Genomic DNA, 18169 nt, shown 5'->3' with positions numbered 1-18169 from the left:
TGACCGAAAGGCAGGCAGTGGTTCAGAAGAAGGCGGAGTACGGAGCCGGCCCCCTGTTCAGGGCGGCCGGTACCGTTGCGGGCGTGATGATGGGCTCGGTCCTCCTGGGGCTGGCCAATATCCTGCTGCTGCCGGCCCTGGTGGCGGCACCCATCGCGGGGGCCTGGCCCCTTGTGGTGGCACTCGTTCCGGCGGGGCCGGCCCTGGTGGCGTGCATGTACGCATTCAACCGAATGGCCGCCGGCCATGAGGGCGGGGTTTACCAGGACTTCGTCCGCGGGTACCGGATGAATCTGGGGCAGGCCCTGCAGGTTTGGGTGCCGTACCTTTTGGTTCTGGCCGTCATCGCGGTCAACCTGGCCGGGCTGTCCTCGCTGCATCCGGGCAACCCGGCCACGCCCGCGCTCAGGCCGGCGATGCTGCTCCTCGCAGTGCTCGTGGCCACCGCCGGCCTGAATGCTTTGCTGCTGCTGTCCAGGTTTTCGTTCCGGACCCGGGACCTCTACCGGCTCTCCCTGTACAGCTTCAGTGCCCGGAAGCGGGTTTCACTGGGCAACGCCGGGATCCTGTTCGTCGCGGGAACCCTGCTGCTGGTGACCACTGCGTACCTGCTGCCGGTTCTCGCCGGCACCGTAGTGTTTCTGGTGTGCCTGAACTCCCGGCCGCTGCTGGCGCTGGTTGAGGAGAAATTCACCGCCGCCTGACCGGTCATGGGTGCAGTTCAGCTGGTTCGGGAAGCCGCTGACTGGATGGCCCCGGCGAGGTCGCGGGGACGGCTCCACATGGGCCAATGCCCCGTTGGGAGGTCGATGACGTCGAGGTGTTCAATGTTCGCCACTTCGGCAAACATGGCATGCCCGGAGCGGGCGAGCTCCAGCACCTGCGCGCCCGGGATCGAGCAGCACACCAGGGTGGTCCGGACCTTGTGGCGGGCATCGTTCGTGAGCTCGACGGCCTGACGAAGCACAGGGCCGGGTTCAGGGACAGCCCGGGCCCGAAAACGCTCGAGGACTTTTGGGCTCAGGCCGTCGAGGCTCGCCTGCTGGGCCAGGACATCGAAGGGCGGCAGCGGAAGCTCCGCCAACTCCTCCGGGATGCCCGGGCCGAAGGCGCTTCCCGGTGCCACAGGGCCGGAGTCGACCCACACCACTCGATGGACAAGCTCAGGGTGTCGGTCCAGGACGAGGCTGACGGGGGCGTTTGCCCCGCTGTGGGCGACGAGAGTGGCGGGGTGGTCCCCAGAGGCCCCGAGTTGGCTGATGACGTCCAGGACCGCCGCGGCCTGGTCGTCGAGGGTCTTTGCCGCACGCCCGGGATCGTCCCCGTCGAGACCGGGCAGCGTCATCGCGACGGCGCGGGATTGGTCGGTTGCCAGGTGTTCCAGCACTTCATCCCACGCCCAGGCGCCCAGCCAGTGGCCGGCGATGAGAATGATGACGGGACGGCTTGCAGTAGTTGTCATGCCAATAGCCTCGCAGCCGCCTTGGACAAGGGTGTGTCACTATTTATGTCATGAATCTGCCCGGGCTTGAACGGTGAAGCGGGTCGAACGGCTCCATGCCCTCTCCGAGATATTGCGCCGCAGCGGCAGGCAGGGGGTTTCTGCCGAACGGCTGGCTGCAGAACTTGAGGTATCTGTTCGCACCATCAAGAGGGACCTCGATGCGTTGGAGAACAGCGGTGCGCCGGTATGGTCCCGCCCAGGTCCGGGCGGTGGCTATGGGTTGGCTGCAGGCGGGTCCCTGCCGCCAGTCAGCCTGTCCCCGGCGCAGGCCGTGGCGCTCATGGCAGCGGTGTCCGCTGCGTCGGATGCCCCCTACGCCGATCTGGCAGCAGCAGGTGTCCGGAAGATCATGGATGTCCTCGATCCCAAAACACGGGCACGAGCCGACGCATTGGCCCACCGTGTCTGGGTCAACGCCCTTCCCTCCTCGTCGCGGGCCATCAAGTCGGTACTGGAGGAGGCGATGGCCGAGCAGCGCGTGATTCGCCTTCGCTACACATCCGGGGACGGGACCACCACCACCCGCGACGTCGAGCCGGTGCTGTTCGCAGCCACCAACGGCCAGTGGTACCTGGTTGGGTGGTGCCGGCTGCGCAACGCCATGCGGTGGTTTACCGTTTCGCGAATCGAGCGGGCCAGCGTCACCAAGACGGCCTGCAGTGGCCATGGCATCCATGAGGTTGGGGAACCCCCGGCAAACGCCAGGCCGGTGCACGGCCGGGGGTGAGTCCTCAATCAACCTCTCGGGTCAGTACACGCCCAGAGCGGCGCCACCGTTGCCGGTGTCAGCATGTCCCGGTCAAAACCCACGACGCGGCGGCCGCCCTGCAGGATGAGTTCGTGGCTGTGGGTGTCCCGGCTGCTGGAGGTCGACACGTGCAGCTTCACCAGGCCCGGCGTCACCACCCGCTTCAGATCCACCCCTGTGAAGGACGTCCGGTCGGCGTGCACCGTGAACTCGACCCTCGCCGATGCGCCGGCGGCAAGGTCCACCCGGGCGTAGCCAATCAGTTCGCGGAGGGGCCGCACCACCTCGCCCACCGGGTCCTCGAGGTACAGCTGCACCACTTCGGCGCCGTCAACGGGGCCGGTATTGGTCACGGTGCATCCCACGGTGACGGCATCCGCGGTGGACATGGCGTCCGCACTGGCCGAGTGGCAGGAAAAGTCGAAGGTCGTGTAAGACAGGCCGTGCCCAAAGCTGAACAGTGGCGAGGGGTCCAGCGCGCTGACGCCGGACGGCCCGGCCAGGCGGCTGTGCAGGTAGGTGCCGGGTTGTCCGCCGGAAGTTCGGGGTACGGAAACGGGCAGTTTGCCGGACGGGTTGACGGCCCCTGTCAGGATGTCCCAGAGCGCCTCCGCGCCCTCTTCGCCGGGAAAGAAGCCCTGGACGATCGCCCCGGCCCGGTCCGCGAAGTCGCCCAGGGCGTAAGGCCGGCCGCTGAGGACCACGACGACGGTGCGCGTTCCGGCGGCCTCGGCCGCGGTGAGCACCTGGTCGAGCATGCGGTGCTGGTCCCCGGGCAACTGAAGGTCAGCTGCGTCGTTGCCTTCCCCGGAGGTGCCGCGGCCGAAGAGGCCGGCGTTGTCGCCCACCACGATTACGCAGGTGTCCACCGACGCGGCAGTCCGGCAGGCCTCCGCGATCTGTTCGTCCGTGATGGCCTCGCAGGTGCCGGTCGCAGCGCTGCGCAGCGATCCGAAACGGTTTCTGCCTGCCGAGGCCACGGTGGGAACGTAAACACCCATGGGAACGTCCGGGTGTGATGCGCCCACATGCGCGTCAAATGAGTAGCAGCCCAGCATTGCGAATGGATCCTCTGCCAGGGGCCCCACCACGCCAAGCGAGGCCAACGCCGTAACGGGCAGCGGGAGGCTGGCGCCGCCGTCGTGCATCCCGTTGGTCAGCAGCACCAATGACTGGGCGGCGATCTCGCGGGCCAAAGCCCGGTTCCCGGCTGGATCCAGGTCGACGGCTCCGGCGCTGAGGACCGGGGGTGCGGGGTCAAAATCCGGCGCGAGCAGCCCGGCCTCCTGCTTCTGCCGCAGCACCCGGCGAAGGGCAGTGTCCACCAGGGATTCGGGGACCTCGCCGGAGCGCACGCGCTCAAGCAGGGGCGTGCCATAGCAGTTCACTGTAGGCAACTCCACGTCAACGCCCGCTCTGAGTGCCAAGGCGGCTGCATCGCCGGAATCGGCGGCAACGCCGTGGGTGACATGCAGGAAGGCGATGCCGAAGTAGTCGGCAACCACGGTGCCGGCGAAGCCCCACTCGTCGCGCAGCAGCGAGGTCAGCAGTGCGCGGTTGGCGGCTGCAGGAATGCCGTCGGTGTCCGTGTACGCATGCATCACGGAGCGGGCTCCGCCGTGTTTAAGCGCCATTTCGAACGGGGGCAGCATCACGTCCGCCAACTCGCGCGGGCCCATGGACACCGGTGCATGGTTGCGTCCGGCGCGGGACGCAGAGTAGCCAACGAAGTGCTTGAGCGTGGCCACGATTCCGGACCCTTCCAGCCCGGAGACGTAGGCGCTGGCTACCGTGCCCACCAGGTAGGGGTCCTCGCCGATGGTCTCCTCCACCCTGCCCCAGCGCAGGTCCCGCACAACGTCCAGCACGGGAGCCAGCCCCTGGTGGACGCCGAGTGCCCGCATCTGCCCACCAATGAGACCCGCCATCCGCCGGATCAGCGGAGGGTTAAAGGTCGCGCCCCACGCCAGGGGGACGGGGAAAGCCGTGGCCTTCCACGCAGCCAAGCCGGCGAGGCATTCCTCATGGACCTGCGCCGGAATGCGGAAGCGTGAGGCCGCCATGATCTGTTCCTGCGCCGCGGCCAGCCGCCGGGCGCCCTCGAGAGGCTCCAAGGGCACCGTGCCGTACATGCGGGTGATCTGCCCCAGTCCGGAGGCAATCATCTCCTCCCAGGAGCGCGCGTCGCCGGCCATCTCATTCTGCAGCGGCGCTACGGAGTCTCCGTCCGTGGACGCATTAACCCACACACCTGCCAGTTGGGCCAGCTTCTCTTCCAGGGTCATGTGCCGCACCAGCTCATCAATGGAGAGGCGTTCGACGGCGTCACGGGAGCCGTTGCCGGCGGCCGGGGAGGTGATGGCTTGCTTTTCGGCGGCACCGCTGGTCACGGGCGTCTCCTGGGATCGTAGGAAGTTTCTAAGAAACTATCAGAAACTATTGTTTACTTTCTAGGTCCTAAAGCATTGACTCTTCAAAGATCATCCTCCTACGGTTGACAATGGGCGTGGGATAAGTCTGCGACGGAACCCACGAAACTTCGTGAATGGAATAGAAACTTTCCATTGACTTTGGGACCAGGCGCCCGGAGGCACTTCGGACCACTTCGAAGCCCTGGGGCGCTACCTACATCACTGCAACGACGGAGAAAACATGCGGACGTACAGAGTGGCCATCGTGGGAACCGGCGGGATCGCGGCGGTCCATGCTGACAACCTGGCCCGGACAAACGGCAGGGCGGAGCTGGTGGCGGCATGCGACGTGGACCAGGGCCGGCTGGATGCCTTCGCGGAGAAGCACAGCATCCCTGGTACGTACCTGAGCCTGGCCGATCTTCTGGCAGAGGCCAAACCGGACATTGTCCACCTCTGCACGCCGCCCATGTTCCACATCGGCCAGGCCATCGAATGCCTCGAAGCAGGCGTCCATGTCCTCTCCGAAAAACCCCCGGCGCTAAGCCTCGCTGACTTCGACCGGCTGGAGACCGCCCAGGCAAAGGGCGGCGCCCAGTTCTCTTGCGTCTTCCAGCACCGGTTCGGGGATGCGGCAGCCGCGGCCCGCCGGCTGATTGACGGCGGTGACTTCGGCCGTCCCCTGGTGGCCCGGTGCGACACCCTCTGGTACCGGCCGGACAGCTACTGGGAACTTCCCTGGCGCGGAACCTGGGAAGCCGAGGGCGGCGGGCCCACCATGGGTCACGGCATTCACCAGTTCGATTTGCTGTTGCACCTGCTGGGTCCGTGGGAGGAAATCACCGCCATCGCCAGCCGGCAGGCACGGCCTACTTCCACTGAAGACTTGTCCGCCGCCCTGGTCCGGTTCAGTAACGGAGCCGTGGCCACCATTATCAACTCGCTGCTCTCGCCGCGGGAAACCTCGGACATCCGAATCGACTGTGAATTTGCCACTGTGGAGCTGAGCCACCTCTACGGCTACAGCACGGACAACTGGACCATTACGGCAGCGCCCGGCCACGAGGACCAGGTAGGAACAGCGTGGAACGGCGAGCCCTTGGATCAGGGAAGCGGACACGCGGCCCAGTTCCTGGCCATGTATGGCGCGCTCGACGCCGGCCGCCCTCTTCCGGCCGGGGCAGACTCCGCACGGCAAACTCTGGAGTTCGCTGCCGCCCTCTACGCCTCCGCCTTTACCGGAAAATCCGTGCACCGCGGCGAGATCGTCACCGGCCACCCCTTCTACGGGGGCATGGACGGCGAAGGGCTGGGCGCGAAAGTCCTCGAGGAGACAGCCTTCAACCTGACCGCCCTCAAAGCCACCAGCGTCTGAGCCCATACCCAAGGAGGCACCACCATGACCACCCCCACAGCAGCGTCCCTTTCCGCTGTGTCCGCGGCATCACTCAGTTTCCACGACGATGGAGCGGCCCTCACCTTCACAGCCAAAGGCAGGCCTATCGCCACCTATACCTACAAGCCCACGGACGACCAGTACGAGAGTCCGCGGCCGTTCTTCCATCCGCTGACCACCCTGGGCGGGGACGAGGTGACAATTTCCCGCCCGTGGGACCACGTCTGGCATAAGGGACTTTCCTGGGCGCTGCCCAACGTGGGCAAGCACAATTTCTGGGGCGGAGCCACCTACACACGCGCCACGGAGTACGCCAACCTGGACAACAATGGTGCCATGACCCACGGATCCTTCACGGGCATCGACCAATCCGGCCCCGGCATCACGGCGTCGGAATCCCTGACCTGGACCTCGCAGGAAGGGGAACCGGTCATTGCGGAGAGCCGCCGGTTCAGCCTCCGGTTGGTGGAAGACGCTGCTACGGAGAACAGCGAAACCGAGGGGGCATACGCCATCCTCTTTGAGACCAGGATGAGCAATATCTCCGGCGAAGAGATCCGCATCGGCAGCCCCACTACGGAAGGCCGGCACAACGCCGGATATGGTGGCCTCTTTTGGCGCGGCCCCAGGTCCTTTACAGGCGGCGTGTTCCGCAACCAGGAGGATGCGGGTACGGACGAATTCATGGGCACCCGCTCGCCGTGGATCGCCTTCACCGGTACGCATGACGTCACCTGCCGGGCCTCCACCATCGCGTTCGTGGAGGACGGAAATAACCCCGGTGCACCCAACCAGTGGTTTGCCAGGTCGTCCATGTTCGCGTGCTTGGGCTCAGCCCCCTTCTTCAGCGAGGAGGTGCCCCTCCCTGAAGGTGCGCCGCTTACCTACCGCTACGCCGTGGTGATTGCCGATGGCGGTGTGGACGCCGAACGCGCCCAGGCGCTGGCGGATGCTGCGCAAGCAGCGCTTCGCGATTGGGCGTAACGGATGGCCTCAACGTTTCCAGGCGCCACTGGGCTCTCCGAAATCAGCATCTACGACTGGCCGGGCGCCGACGGTGCAGCCGGCGGGTCGCCGCACGTGCACACCGCTTCCACGGAGGCGTACGTGGTGCTCCAGGGAATCGGCAGGCTGGAGACACTTGACTCGCGCGGCTTCACCTCGACACCGTTGGCGCCTGGGGTGGTGCTTTGGTTTACCCCCGGCACCGTGCATCGCGCCATCAATGATTCGGGTGACCTGAAGGTCCTTGTAGTCATGCAGAATGCCGGGCTGCCCGAACACGGCGACGCCGTGATGACATTTCCGCCCGAGTACCTTGCGCACGCGGAAAAGTACCGGAGCGCAGCGGCGCTGGAACACAAGGACGCCGACGCTGGGCCGGACGCGGGCGAGCACGCCGCGCGCCGCCGTCGTGATTTGGCCCTGGAAGGTTACTTTGCGCTTAAGCAAGCCGTGCTGGTTTCCGGTCCGGCAGCACTGGCCGACTTCCATGCTGCCGCTGCCCGTCTGGTCTCGGACAGGACCAGCGCCTGGGCAGACGTTCTGGCGGAGGGAGCTGCCCGCCAGGCGGAAGTCACCCGGCAGCAGCTGGCCTCTCTGGACACGGCAGAAAGTATCTATCTGTCCGGTGCGCGAACTACGATGGGAAAACGGGAAAACCGCAGAATTTACGGCATGTGTGGCCGGATCCAGACGTGGGAACTTTCCGATACATAGCACCGGGCGCGTGACCCGGGTGAGAGGGCGGTTTCCGTGGTGAGCAAGCAGGACACCAGGCGCGCGACGATCAGTGAGATTGCCCGTGAAGCCGGGGTCTCGGTTCCCACCGTGTCCAAGGTGCTGAACGGGCACGCGCACGTGGCGGCAGAGACGCGTGCCCGGGTGGAGGAGATCATTGCCCGGCGCGATTATGCGCGCCGCCCTGCCAAACGCAGGCAAAAGGCCGGCCTGGTGGACCTGGTGTTTCCGGGGCTGGGCTCGGAATGGGCCCTGGAGATCATCGAGGGCGTAGAACGTGTGGCACAGGACGCCGGCTACGGGACTGTGGTCAGCAGCCTGAGCCTGGACGGCTCGCGCATCCGGCCGTGGCTGGCCAACCTCGCGGAGCGGAAATCGGATGGGCTGCTCATGGCCGTCTACCAGTTGGATGCCAAGCAAATCCAGCGGATCAAGTCCTTAGGGATACCTGTGGTGCTGATCGATCCTGTGGGCCAGCCTGGCCCGGACCTGATGACAGTGGGGGCGGCGAACTGGGAGGGTGGCTATTCGGCCACGGAACACCTTTTGCAGTTGGGGCATAAGCGGATCGCCATGATCGGCGGCCGCGAGGACCTGCAGTGCAGCAGCGCCCGCGAGGATGGCTACATCTCGGCACTGCGCCGCGCGGGCATAGCCCTGGACACGGCGTTGATGGTTCCCGGCGACTTTTCCATCGAAGCGGGCGAGGCTGCAACCCGCAAGCTGCTGGAGTTGTCGGACCGTCCGACGGCGATCTTCACCGGCAACGACGACCAGGCCTTGGGTGCGTACCGGGCTGCGCGTTCCGCCGGGCTCCGCATTCCCGAAGACTTGTCCGTCATTGGGTTTGACGACATTCCGGCGGCCGAGTGGATCGAGCCGGGGCTGACCACGATCCGGCAGCCGGTAGTGCAGATGGCCGAAACTGCCATGCGCGCCCTGCTCCGGCATCTGGATGGTGACGAGGAACTGCCGCAGCGGATCGAGCTCGGCACCGAGCTGGTGGTCCGGGGTTCCACTGCCCCGCCGGCTAAAAAGTAGTCCGCACCCTCCGACGCCCGCTCCCTTTTAGCAGCTTCTTTTAGGGTTTGTGCGCGTCCCGGATGTCCGCAGGGGTCTGGCCCTGCATCACCCAGCGGTTGCCGTCGGGATCGCTGAAGTAGGCGAACAGGACGCCGCCCAGGTCCTGGATTTCGCTGATGTCCGCGCCCCGCCTGACCAGTTCGGCCCGGACCTCGGTGATGTCCGGAACCACCAGTTGCAGTCCCTCCAGGCTGCCCGGCCTCATGGCGGTCATCCCGGTGCCGATGACTACTGATGTGGGCGAACCCGGGGGAGTCAGCTGGACCACCCTCATGCCCGGAATGTGTTCCACGTCGTGGTCCAGGACGAAGCCAAGTTTTTCGGTATAGAACGCTTTCGACCTGTCGACGTCGGAAACCGGGACCTGGACAACCTCAAGACGCATCTGCATCCGGCCACTCTATCTTTGCGGCTCACGCAAGGGAATGGGAGCCGAACAGACGGGTTTAGCCACGCGAAACCGCGAATTATGAAGCACTCACACGGTATTGCGTCGGGCTTTCCTCAAGGTCCGATCAAGACTTGCTGAATGTTGGCCGAGGACGCGCAGGACGCCCGTTTTCGGTTTCGGTTGGACCATAGGCTCATGCCGATGAGTTTGTCGGGCTTAGCAGCAGGCCCGCCAAATGTGGGGGACCCATATGGGGACCCCGTGAAAATGGGGAAAGAATGCCCGACCACGACACCCTTTTCGGGTTTGTTCCACCTGCGGCGGCACCGACGCCGCCGCGGAAACCACGCATTTCAACGTTTATTGTTGCCGGCATCACCGCACTGTTCATGCTTTTGGGCGCGCTGAGCGGCGGAGTGGGCGGAGCCCTGATTTTCCTGGGCATTTCAACCGCACTCACCGGCCTTTATGTCCTGCTTACAGGGCGGCGCTCCTGGGCCTGGCTCCCGGCGCAACGCAAGGCCGGCGCCATCGCGATCGCCGCGTCCCTCGCCCTCTTCATCGGCGGGGCCGTCGCCTTGCCGCACGTTGCCAGCGCAGACCTGGAGGCAGCCTCCTCGGAGAGCACCGCCAAGGTGGCGTCCGCCAAAGCGAGCCCAACCGCCACAGCCACGGCTTCGCCGTCGTCCACGCCCACTCCCACCGCTGACAGCACTGGTGAGCCGCTGGACCCGGAGAACCCGGCCGTCCTTGCCGCCGGCGTTACCGCCACCGCCCCCAACGCGCAGCCGGCCTACGCCACAAAGGCGGTCGATCTGTTGGCCACCCTTTCCATCAAGGGCCGGGCGCCGAAAACGGGGTATGACCGGGCGCAGTTCGGCCAGGCGTGGCTGGACGTGGACCGCAATGGCTGCGATACCCGCAACGACATCCTCCGGCGGGACCTCACCGGCATCACTTACACGAACAGTGTTCCCTGCAAAGTCCAGACAGGGACCCTGGCGGATCCCTACACGGGCAAGACCATCAGTTTTGTCCGTGGCTCGGGGACCAGCACTGCCGTGCAGATCGACCATGTGGTGGCGCTGAGCGACGCGTGGCAGAAGGGCGCGCAGCAGTTGACCACCGAGCAGCGGACGGCGTTCGCGAATGATCCGCTGAATCTCCAGGCAACGGACGGCCCCACCAACCAGCAAAAGGGCGACGGCGACGCGGCCACCTGGCTGCCCCCGAACAAGCCCTTCCGGTGTGAGTATGTGGCCCGGCAGATCTCGGTGAAGGCGACATATGGGCTGTGGGTGACACAGGCGGAGCACGACGCGATGGCCCGCATCCTCGGTGACTGCTCCGGACAGTTGGCTCCGACCAGCCAACAGTCCCCGGCTCCCGCACCGGCGGTGGCTGAACCGGCGCCTGCCGCGGCTGCTCCTGCTCCGGCGGCGGTTGCCCCCGCACCGGCACCGGTCGCTCCGGCGCCCGCGCCCGTTGTCCCGGCGGCACCTGCGCCGGCTGCACCCGCACCTGCTCCCGCCGCACCGGCACCTGCCGCCGTCTACTACGCCAACTGCACTGCGGCGAGGGCTGCGGGAGCTGCGCCGCTCTACGCCGGCCAGGCCGGCTACCGGTCCGCACTGGACCGCGACTCCGACGGCATCGCCTGCGAGTAGGCCCGTTCTTGTCCGGACTCTCCGGACGCGATTTCAACACCATCACACGCATTCCTAGGGGGAATCATGAAAACAAGTCCCATGCCTGCCGCCGGCAGGTTGAAGAAGACGCTGGCTCTGGCTGTGCTTGCCGGCCTCATGCTGACGGGCTGCGGCGGCAAGCAGGCGGCGACGCAGCCTGCAGCAGCCGCAACCTCTGTTGCGCAAACGATCGAGACCGTCACCGTTCCGTCCGTGACGGGTTTGGCCCTGGACAAGGCCACGGACCAGCTGAAAGACCTTGGGTTTGAAGTTGATGCCAAGGACACGGCCCACGGCAAGTCGATCATGGTCAAGAGCAACTGGCAGGTGACCACCCAGGACCCAGCCAACGGTGCAAAGGCTGACAAGGGGTCCACGGTGCATCTCGGCGTCAAGAGCCTTGACGATATTGCGGCGGAGAAGGCTGCGGCCGACAAGGCGGCAGCTGACAAGGCCGCGGCCGAGAAGGCGGCTGCTGCTGCGAAGGCGGCCGCTGAGAAAGCCGCTGCCGACAAGGCCGCCGCCGATCAGGCAGCCGCTGCGAAGGCTGCCGCCGACCAGGCTGCCGCGGCTAAGCAGGCCGCGCAGGCTCCCGCACCTGCTCCTGTGGCAGTTCCTGCCGCACCAGCCCCCGTGCAGGCTCCGGCAGCTGCCTACTACGCCAATTGCACTGCAGCCAAGGCCGCGGGTGCGGCGCCTTTGTACAGGGGACAGGCGGGGTACAGCTCTTCCCTTGACCGCGACGGCGACGGCGTCGCCTGCGAGCGTTAGCCAGGCGGGGCAGTGCTAAGGCGAGCCGCGGATCCTCCTTTCCGGAGGTATCCGCGGCTCGTGGCTTTAAGGGCCAACCGAGGGAATTGAGGTCGGGGCCGGAGATGGGGGAGGCCAGACAGCATGTGCGGCAGCACACACCAGGGAATTACGACGGCGGGAGGCCGCTTGGGTGCCCCGACGGCCGTTCCTGCCCCGGGATTCCGCGGATCTTCACCCGCTAGGGGGTCGATTTGCGGTTGGGTGTGGGGGCGGGTATTGTTTTCTGAGTCGCCGCCGCTGAAGCGGAAAGATAGCGGCCAAACCCCTTACTGAACGGCCTGGAAATGGTTCGCCTCTTGGCGTGCCGGACGCGGGTGGGGCTGGTTTTCGAGTGGAGTGGATCGCGGTAACGCTGATTTGCGAAGCTTGTTGGAACCGGGTAAGTTTGGAAAGTTGCTCCGGAGCGAGCCTGGACGTTGGTTTGGGTGGTGCCGGGTGTGTCTGTTGTTTGAGAACTCAATAGTGTGCCAAGTTTGTTGATACCGATTATGTATGTAATTGGTTGATTGTGCTGTGCCGCCACCCCGTGGTGTGCATGGTGTTTTTGGCTGGTTTCAAATTTTGTGCAGCTGTTTCTGCCGTTATTTCCGGTGGTTGTGGTTGTGTCTGTTTTTGTTTTACTTCAACGGAGAGTTTGATCCTGGCTCAGGATGAACGCTGGCGGCGTGCTTAACACATGCAAGTCGAACGATGATGCCAGCTTGCTGGTGGATTAGTGGCGAACGGGTGAGTAACACGTGAGTAACCTGCCCTTGACTCTGGGATAAGCCTGGGAAACTGGGTCTAATACCGGATATGACCTTCCATCGCATGGTGGTTGGTGGAAAGCTTTTGTGGTTTTGGATGGACTCGCGGCCTATCAGCTTGTTGGTGGGGTAATGGCCTACCAAGGCGACGACGGGTAGCCGGCCTGAGAGGGTGACCGGCCACACTGGGACTGAGACACGGCCCAGACTCCTACGGGAGGCAGCAGTGGGGAATATTGCACAATGGGCGAAAGCCTGATGCAGCGACGCCGCGTGAGGGATGACGGCCTTCGGGTTGTAAACCTCTTTCAGTAGGGAAGAAGCGTAAGTGACGGTACCTGCAGAAGAAGCGCCGGCTAACTACGTGCCAGCAGCCGCGGTAATACGTAGGGCGCAAGCGTTATCCGGAATTATTGGGCGTAAAGAGCTCGTAGGCGGTTTGTCGCGTCTGCCGTGAAAGTCCGGGGCTCAACTCCGGATCTGCGGTGGGTACGGGCAGACTAGAGTGATGTAGGGGAGACTGGAATTCCTGGTGTAGCGGTGAAATGCGCAGATATCAGGAGGAACACCGATGGCGAAGGCAGGTCTCTGGGCATTAACTGACGCTGAGGAGCGAAAGCATGGGGAGCGAACAGGATTAGATACCCTGGTAGTCCATGCCGTAAACGTTGGGCACTAGGTGTGGGGGACATTCCACGTTTTCCGCGCCGTAGCTAACGCATTAAGTGCCCCGCCTGGGGAGTACGGCCGCAAGGCTAAAACTCAAAGGAATTGACGGGGGCCCGCACAAGCGGCGGAGCATGCGGATTAATTCGATGCAACGCGAAGAACCTTACCAAGGCTTGACATGAACCGGACCGCTGCAGAAATGTGGTTTCCCCTTTGGGGCTGGTTTACAGGTGGTGCATGGTTGTCGTCAGCTCGTGTCGTGAGATGTTGGGTTAAGTCCCGCAACGAGCGCAACCCTCGTTCTATGTTGCCAGCACGTGATGGTGGGGACTCATAGGAGACTGCCGGGGTCAACTCGGAGGAAGGTGGGGACGACGTCAAATCATCATGCCCCTTATGTCTTGGGCTTCACGCATGCTACAATGGCCGGTACAAAGGGTTGCGATACTGTGAGGTGGAGCTAATCCCAAAAAGCCGGTCTCAGTTCGGATTGGGGTCTGCAACTCGACCCCATGAAGTCGGAGTCGCTAGTAATCGCAGATCAGCAACGCTGCGGTGAATACGTTCCCGGGCCTTGTACACACCGCCCGTCAAGTCACGAAAGTTGGTAACACCCGAAGCCGGTGGCCTAACCCCTTGTGGGAGGGAGCTGTCGAAGGTGGGACTGGCGATTGGGACTAAGTCGTAACAAGGTAGCCGTACCGGAAGGTGCGGCTGGATCACCTCCTTTCTAAGGAGCACCTCCAACTCTTCTGTGCTGGTGAATGCCGGTGTGGGGGGTTGTCAGGAAGCAAGCCCGCAGCATGGACGATTGTTCCGTGGCGGGTGCTCATGGGTGGAATATCAACAAATAGGTGCCTGGTGGCACGGACCGGTGTGGTTAGTACGAATGTTTTGTTCTTCTCTTCGGGGGAGGGCGGGTGTTCTGGAACGCGGCTGGTTTGGGTTGCTGGGTAGTGTTTGGCACACTGTTGGGTCCTGAGGCAACAGGGCCGGGGAGGGGTTGCTGCGGCTTTGGTCGTGGTGGTTCCTTGTCGGGTTTGTTTGTTTCTGGTTTCCCTGCCGTGACGTTCCGTGCGCCTGTTTGGGTGTGTGGGGTGTGTGGTGTGGGGTTGTTGTTTGAGAACTACATAGTGGACGCGAGCATCTTGTATAAGAAGCAATTTCCAAGATTAATGAACCTGGATCTGGCTGCGCTGTTGATGCCCTTTGGGTGTTGGGGTGTGGTTGGTTTCTGTGGTTCTCTCGAGAAATGTTTTTGATCTTTGTGGTCAAGTTTTTAAGAGCACACGGTGGATGCCTTGGCATTAGGAGCCGAAGAAGGACGTAGGAATCTGCGATAAGCCTGGGGGAGTCGATAACCGGACTGTGATCCCAGGGTGTCCGAATGGGGAAACCCCGCCGAGCGCGCGAGTGACTCGGTGACCCGTACCTGAACACATAGGGTGCGTGGGGGGAACGCGGGGAAGTGAAACATCTCAGTACCCGCAGGAAGAGAAAACAATAGTGATTCCGTTAGTAGTGGCGAGCGAACGCGGATCAGGCTAAACCGTTCCATGTGTGATAGCCGGCGGGCGTTGCATGGTCGGGGTTGTGGGACTTTCCATACCAGTTCTGCCGGGCTGGTGGGGTGTGATGTGCGCGCATAGGTGAACGGTTTTGAAAGGCCGGCCAGAGAGGGTGTTAGTCCCGTAACCGTAATGTGTTTGTACCGCCTGTGAGAGTATCCCAAGTAGTACGGGGCCCGAGAAATCCCGTGCGAATCTGTCAGGACCACCTGATAAGCCTAAATACTCCCTAATGACCGATAGCGGACCAGTACCGTGAGGGAAAGGTGAAAAGTACCCCGGGAGGGGAGTGAAACAGTACCTGAAACCGTGTGCTTACAATCCGTCGGAGCCAGTCTGATTCTGGTGACGGCGTGCCTTTTGAAGAATGAGCCTGCGAGTTAGTGTTACGTCGCGAGGTTAACCCGTGTGGGGCAGCCGTAGCGAAAGCGAGTCTGAATAGGGCGTGTGAGTGGCGTGATCTAGACCCGAAGCGAAGTGATCTACCCATGGCCAGGTTGAAGCGACGGTAAGACGTCGTGGAGGACCGAACCCACTTCAGTTGAAAATGGAGGGGATGAGCTGTGGGTAGGGGTGAAAGGCCAATCAAACTTCGTGATAGCTGGTTCTCCCCGAAATGCATTTAGGTGCAGCGTTGCGTGTTTCTTGCTGGAGGTAGAGCTACTGGATGGCTAATGGGCCCTACAAGGTTACTGACGTCAGCCAAACTCCGAATGCCGGTAAGTGAGAGCGCAGCAGTGAGACTGTGGGGGATAAGCTTCATAGTCGAGAGGGAAACAGCCCAGACCACCAACTAAGGCCCCTAAGCGTGTGCTAAGTGGGAAAGGATGTGGAGTTGCCCAGACAACCAGGAGGTTGGCTTAGAAGCAGCCACCCTTAAAAGAGTGCGTAATAGCTCACTGGTCAAGTGATTCCGCGCCGACAATGTAGCGGGGCTCAAGTACACCGCCGAAGTTGTGGCATTCACATTTTAGCTAAGCCCTTGTGGTTCAGGCGTGTGGATGGGTAGGGGAGCGTCGTGTGGGCGGTGAAGTCGCGGTGTAAACCAGCGGTGGAGCCTACACGAGTGAGAATGCAGGCATGAGTAGCGAAAGACGGGTGAGAAACCCGTCCGCCGAATGATCAAGGGTTCCAGGGTCAAGCTAATCTGCCCTGGGTAAGTCGGGACCTAAGGCGAGGCCGACAGGCGTAGTCGATGGACAACGGGTTGATATTCCCGTACCGGCGAAAAACCGCCCATGCTGAGCGGGGGATACTAACTGCCCGAAGCCTGCCCGAGCGCCCTTGTGGTGTGAGGGTTTTGGTGGAGCGCAGGACCTGATCCCGGGAGGCAAGCGTATTAACAGGTGTGACGCAGGAAGGTAGCCGAGCCGGGCGATGGTTGTCCCGGTCTAAGGATGTAGGGCGAGTGGTAGGCAAATCCGCCACTCATGGTGCCTGAGATCTGATGGGACCCCCGTTTGGGGGGATTTGGTGATCCTATGCTGCCGAGAAAAGCATCGACGCGAGGTTTTAGCCGCCCGTACCCCAAACCGACACAGGTGATCAGGTAGAGAATACCAAGGCGATCGAGAGAATTATGGTTAAGGAACTCGGCAAAATGCCCCCGTAACTTCGGGAGAAGGGGGGCCCCAACCTTGATACACCCTTTGCGGTGTGGAGGGGATCGGGGCCGCAGAGACCAGGGGGAAGCGACTGTTTACTAAAAACACAGGTCCGTGCGAAGTCGCAAGACGATGTATACGGACTGACTCCTGCCCGGTGCTGGAAGGTTAAGAGGACCGGTTAGCCGCAAGGCGAAGCTGAGAATTTAAGCCCCAGTAAACGGCGGTGGTAACTATAACCATCCTAAGGTAGCGAAATTCCTTGTCGGGTAAGTTCCGACCTGCACGAATGGAGTAACGACTTCCCCGCTGTCTCAACCATAAACTCGGCGAAATTGCAGTACGAGTAAAGATGCTCGTTACGCGCAGCAGGACGGAAAGACCCCGAGACCTTTACTATAGTTTGGTATTGGTGTTCGGAGTGGCTTGTGTAGGATAGGTGGGAGACGTTGAAGCCCGGACGCCAGTTCGGGTGGAGTCATCGTTGAAATACCACTCTGGTCACTTTGGACATCTAACTTCGGCCCGTAATCCGGGTCAGGGACAGTGCCTGATGGGTAGTTTAACTGGGGCGGTTGCCTCCTAAAAAGTAACGGAGGCGCCCAAAGGTTCCCTCAGCCTGGTTGGCAATCAGGTGTCGAGTGTAAGTGCACAAGGGAGCTTGACTGTGAGAGAGACATCTCGAGCAGGGACGAAAGTCGGGACTAGTGATCCGGCGGTACATTGTGGAATGGCCGTCGCTCAACGGATAAAAGGTACCTCGGGGATAACAGGCTGATCTTGCCCAAGAGTCCATATCGACGGCATGGTTTGGCACCTCGATGTCGGCTCGTCGCATCCTGGGGCTGGAGTAGGTCCCAAGGGTTGGGCTGTTCGCCCATTAAAGCGGTACGCGAGCTGGGTTTAGAACGTCGTGAGACAGTTCGGTCCCTATCCGCTGCGCGCGCAGGAAATTTGAGAAGGGCTGTCCTTAGTACGAGAGGACCGGGACGGACGAACCTCTGGTGTGTCAGTTGTACTGCCAAGTGCACCGCTGATTAGCTACGTTCGGATGGGATAACCGCTGAAAGCATCTAAGCGGGAAGCTCGCTTCGAGATGAGATTTCCATACACCCTCGGGTGTGAGAGGCCCCCAGCCAGACCACTGGGTTGATAGGCCGGATGTGGAAGCGAGGACTAACGACTCGTGAAGCTGACCGGTACTAATAGGCCAACAACTTACACCACACAGATACATACAAACTCTGCTTGCGTCCACTATGTGGTTCCCAACCAACAACCCCCCAACACGCGGGGTTGTCACGGCACGGAACCAACACAACTGAAGAACAACACCACAATGTTGTAACCACCAGACTTCCCACCCCCGAACAAACACCGGGCGGGCGGGTACAAGGGTTACGGCGGTCATAGCGTGGGGGAAACGCCCGGTCCCATTCCGAACCCGGAAGCTAAGACCCACAGCGCCGATGGTACTGCACCCGGGAGGGTGTGGGAGAGTAGGTCACCGCCGGACACACATTGGTCGAGGCCCCAACCACCAGGTTGGGGCCTCCCACATTTAACCCACCAACACCAAAGTATTTAACCCACCAACACCACAACGCGATCCCGCACCTAGGCCCCGTGACGCGCCATCAGCTTTCGTCCCCTCACCGCAGACGCGACACCACGTCCTGTGCGGTTATGGGTGACGCGACATCAGCTTTCCTCCCTCACCGGTAACGCGACACCAGGCCCCGTGCCACGACAGAAGACTCTCACGAAGTGATGAGACGTGGCCGGCGAACGGGCAGGATGTGATGGCG

At 62.7% G+C, this 18169-nt stretch carries 11 protein-coding genes and 3 rRNA genes; 11 read left to right on the top strand and 3 right to left on the bottom strand.

Annotated features, from left to right (window positions below):
• Positions 1-17: 17 nt before the first annotated feature.
• On the top strand, positions 18-704 hold the full coding sequence (locus ACV095_RS15910; protein ID WP_134165941.1) for a DUF624 domain-containing protein: 687 nt from the start codon (positions 18-20) through the stop codon (positions 702-704).
• A 17-nt stretch (positions 705-721) separates the two neighbouring features.
• On the opposite strand, the gene ACV095_RS15905 is transcribed toward ACV095_RS15910, so the two are convergent.
• A complete protein-coding gene (locus ACV095_RS15905; RefSeq protein ID WP_478222271.1) occupies positions 722-1462 on the bottom strand; it encodes an alpha/beta fold hydrolase in 741 nt (246 codons plus the stop codon).
• Positions 1463-1535: 73 nt separating this feature from the next.
• On the opposite strand from ACV095_RS15905, the gene ACV095_RS15900 reads away from it, so the two are divergent.
• On the top strand, positions 1536-2231 hold the full coding sequence (locus tag ACV095_RS15900; protein ID WP_478222270.1) for a helix-turn-helix transcriptional regulator: 696 nt from the start codon (positions 1536-1538) through the stop codon (positions 2229-2231).
• Positions 2232-2239: 8 nt separating this feature from the next.
• On the opposite strand, the gene ACV095_RS15895 is transcribed toward ACV095_RS15900, so the two are convergent.
• The gene (locus tag ACV095_RS15895) at positions 2240-4642 is read right to left on the bottom strand and encodes a glycoside hydrolase family 3 N-terminal domain-containing protein (protein WP_478222269.1); all 2403 of its coding nucleotides are present in this window, start codon (positions 4640-4642) and stop codon (positions 2240-2242) included.
• Between the two features lie 262 nt (positions 4643-4904).
• On the opposite strand from ACV095_RS15895, the gene ACV095_RS15890 reads away from it, so the two are divergent.
• From ACV095_RS15890 to ACV095_RS15875, 4 genes are read left to right on the top strand one after another with little or no spacing between them, the layout of a single operon-like run.
• Positions 4905-6038, top strand: a complete 1134-nt coding sequence (locus tag ACV095_RS15890; RefSeq protein WP_268002682.1) for a Gfo/Idh/MocA family protein — start codon at positions 4905-4907, stop codon at positions 6036-6038.
• Between the two features lie 24 nt (positions 6039-6062).
• Positions 6063-7043, top strand: coding sequence for a DUF6807 domain-containing protein (locus tag ACV095_RS15885; RefSeq protein ID WP_478222268.1), 981 nt, complete (start codon positions 6063-6065; stop codon positions 7041-7043).
• Positions 7044-7046: 3 nt separating this feature from the next.
• Positions 7047-7778, top strand: a complete 732-nt coding sequence (locus ACV095_RS15880; protein ID WP_018771324.1) for a cupin domain-containing protein — start codon at positions 7047-7049, stop codon at positions 7776-7778.
• A gap of 36 nt (positions 7779-7814) precedes the next feature.
• Positions 7815-8840 carry a LacI family DNA-binding transcriptional regulator gene (locus ACV095_RS15875; RefSeq protein WP_018771323.1) on the top strand — a complete coding sequence of 342 codons (1026 nt, stop codon included), beginning with the start codon at positions 7815-7817 and terminating at the stop codon, positions 8838-8840.
• Between the two features lie 40 nt (positions 8841-8880).
• On the opposite strand, the gene ACV095_RS15870 is transcribed toward ACV095_RS15875, so the two are convergent.
• Positions 8881-9273: a VOC family protein gene (locus tag ACV095_RS15870; RefSeq protein ID WP_478222267.1), complete on the bottom strand. Its 393-nt coding sequence runs from the start codon at positions 9271-9273 to the stop codon at positions 8881-8883.
• A gap of 278 nt (positions 9274-9551) precedes the next feature.
• On the opposite strand from ACV095_RS15870, the gene ACV095_RS15865 reads away from it, so the two are divergent.
• From ACV095_RS15865 to rrf, 5 genes are all read left to right on the top strand, one after another.
• Positions 9552-10940, top strand: coding sequence for a GmrSD restriction endonuclease domain-containing protein (locus tag ACV095_RS15865; protein ID WP_478222266.1), 1389 nt, complete (start codon positions 9552-9554; stop codon positions 10938-10940).
• Positions 10941-11006: 66 nt separating this feature from the next.
• Positions 11007-11732, top strand: coding sequence for an excalibur calcium-binding domain-containing protein (locus ACV095_RS15860; RefSeq protein ID WP_478222265.1), 726 nt, complete (start codon positions 11007-11009; stop codon positions 11730-11732).
• Between the two features lie 664 nt (positions 11733-12396).
• Positions 12397-13919: ribosomal RNA gene (locus tag ACV095_RS15855) — 16S ribosomal RNA — on the top strand.
• Between the two features lie 539 nt (positions 13920-14458).
• Positions 14459-17588, top strand: a 23S ribosomal RNA gene (locus ACV095_RS15850).
• A gap of 172 nt (positions 17589-17760) precedes the next feature.
• A 5S ribosomal RNA gene (gene rrf, locus ACV095_RS15845) occupies positions 17761-17877 on the top strand.
• The 16S, 23S and 5S rRNA genes sit together here, the layout of an rRNA operon.
• Positions 17878-18169 lie beyond the last annotated feature (292 nt).

The sequence above is a fragment of the Arthrobacter sp. JDC6 genome, from assembly GCF_056484025.1.
This window is presented reverse-complemented; position numbering and strand designations above follow the sequence as displayed.

What these genes read in the sequence shown, in the direction of transcription:
- ACV095_RS15885 (WP_478222268.1), top strand. Translation starts at nt 6,063, where the DNA reads ATGACCACCCCCACAGCAGCGTCCCTTTCCGCTGTGTCCGCGGCATCA.
- ACV095_RS15880 (WP_018771324.1), top strand. Translation starts at nt 7,047, where the DNA reads ATGGCCTCAACGTTTCCAGGCGCCACTGGGCTCTCCGAAATCAGCATC.
- ACV095_RS15890 (WP_268002682.1), top strand. Translation starts at nt 4,905, where the DNA reads ATGCGGACGTACAGAGTGGCCATCGTGGGAACCGGCGGGATCGCGGCG.
- ACV095_RS15865 (WP_478222266.1), top strand. Translation starts at nt 9,552, where the DNA reads ATGCCCGACCACGACACCCTTTTCGGGTTTGTTCCACCTGCGGCGGCA.
- ACV095_RS15905 (WP_478222271.1), bottom strand. Translation starts at nt 1,462, where the DNA reads ATGACAACTACTGCAAGCCGTCCCGTCATCATTCTCATCGCCGGCCAC.
- ACV095_RS15860 (WP_478222265.1), top strand. Translation starts at nt 11,007, where the DNA reads ATGAAAACAAGTCCCATGCCTGCCGCCGGCAGGTTGAAGAAGACGCTG.
- ACV095_RS15870 (WP_478222267.1), bottom strand. Translation starts at nt 9,273, where the DNA reads ATGCAGATGCGTCTTGAGGTTGTCCAGGTCCCGGTTTCCGACGTCGAC.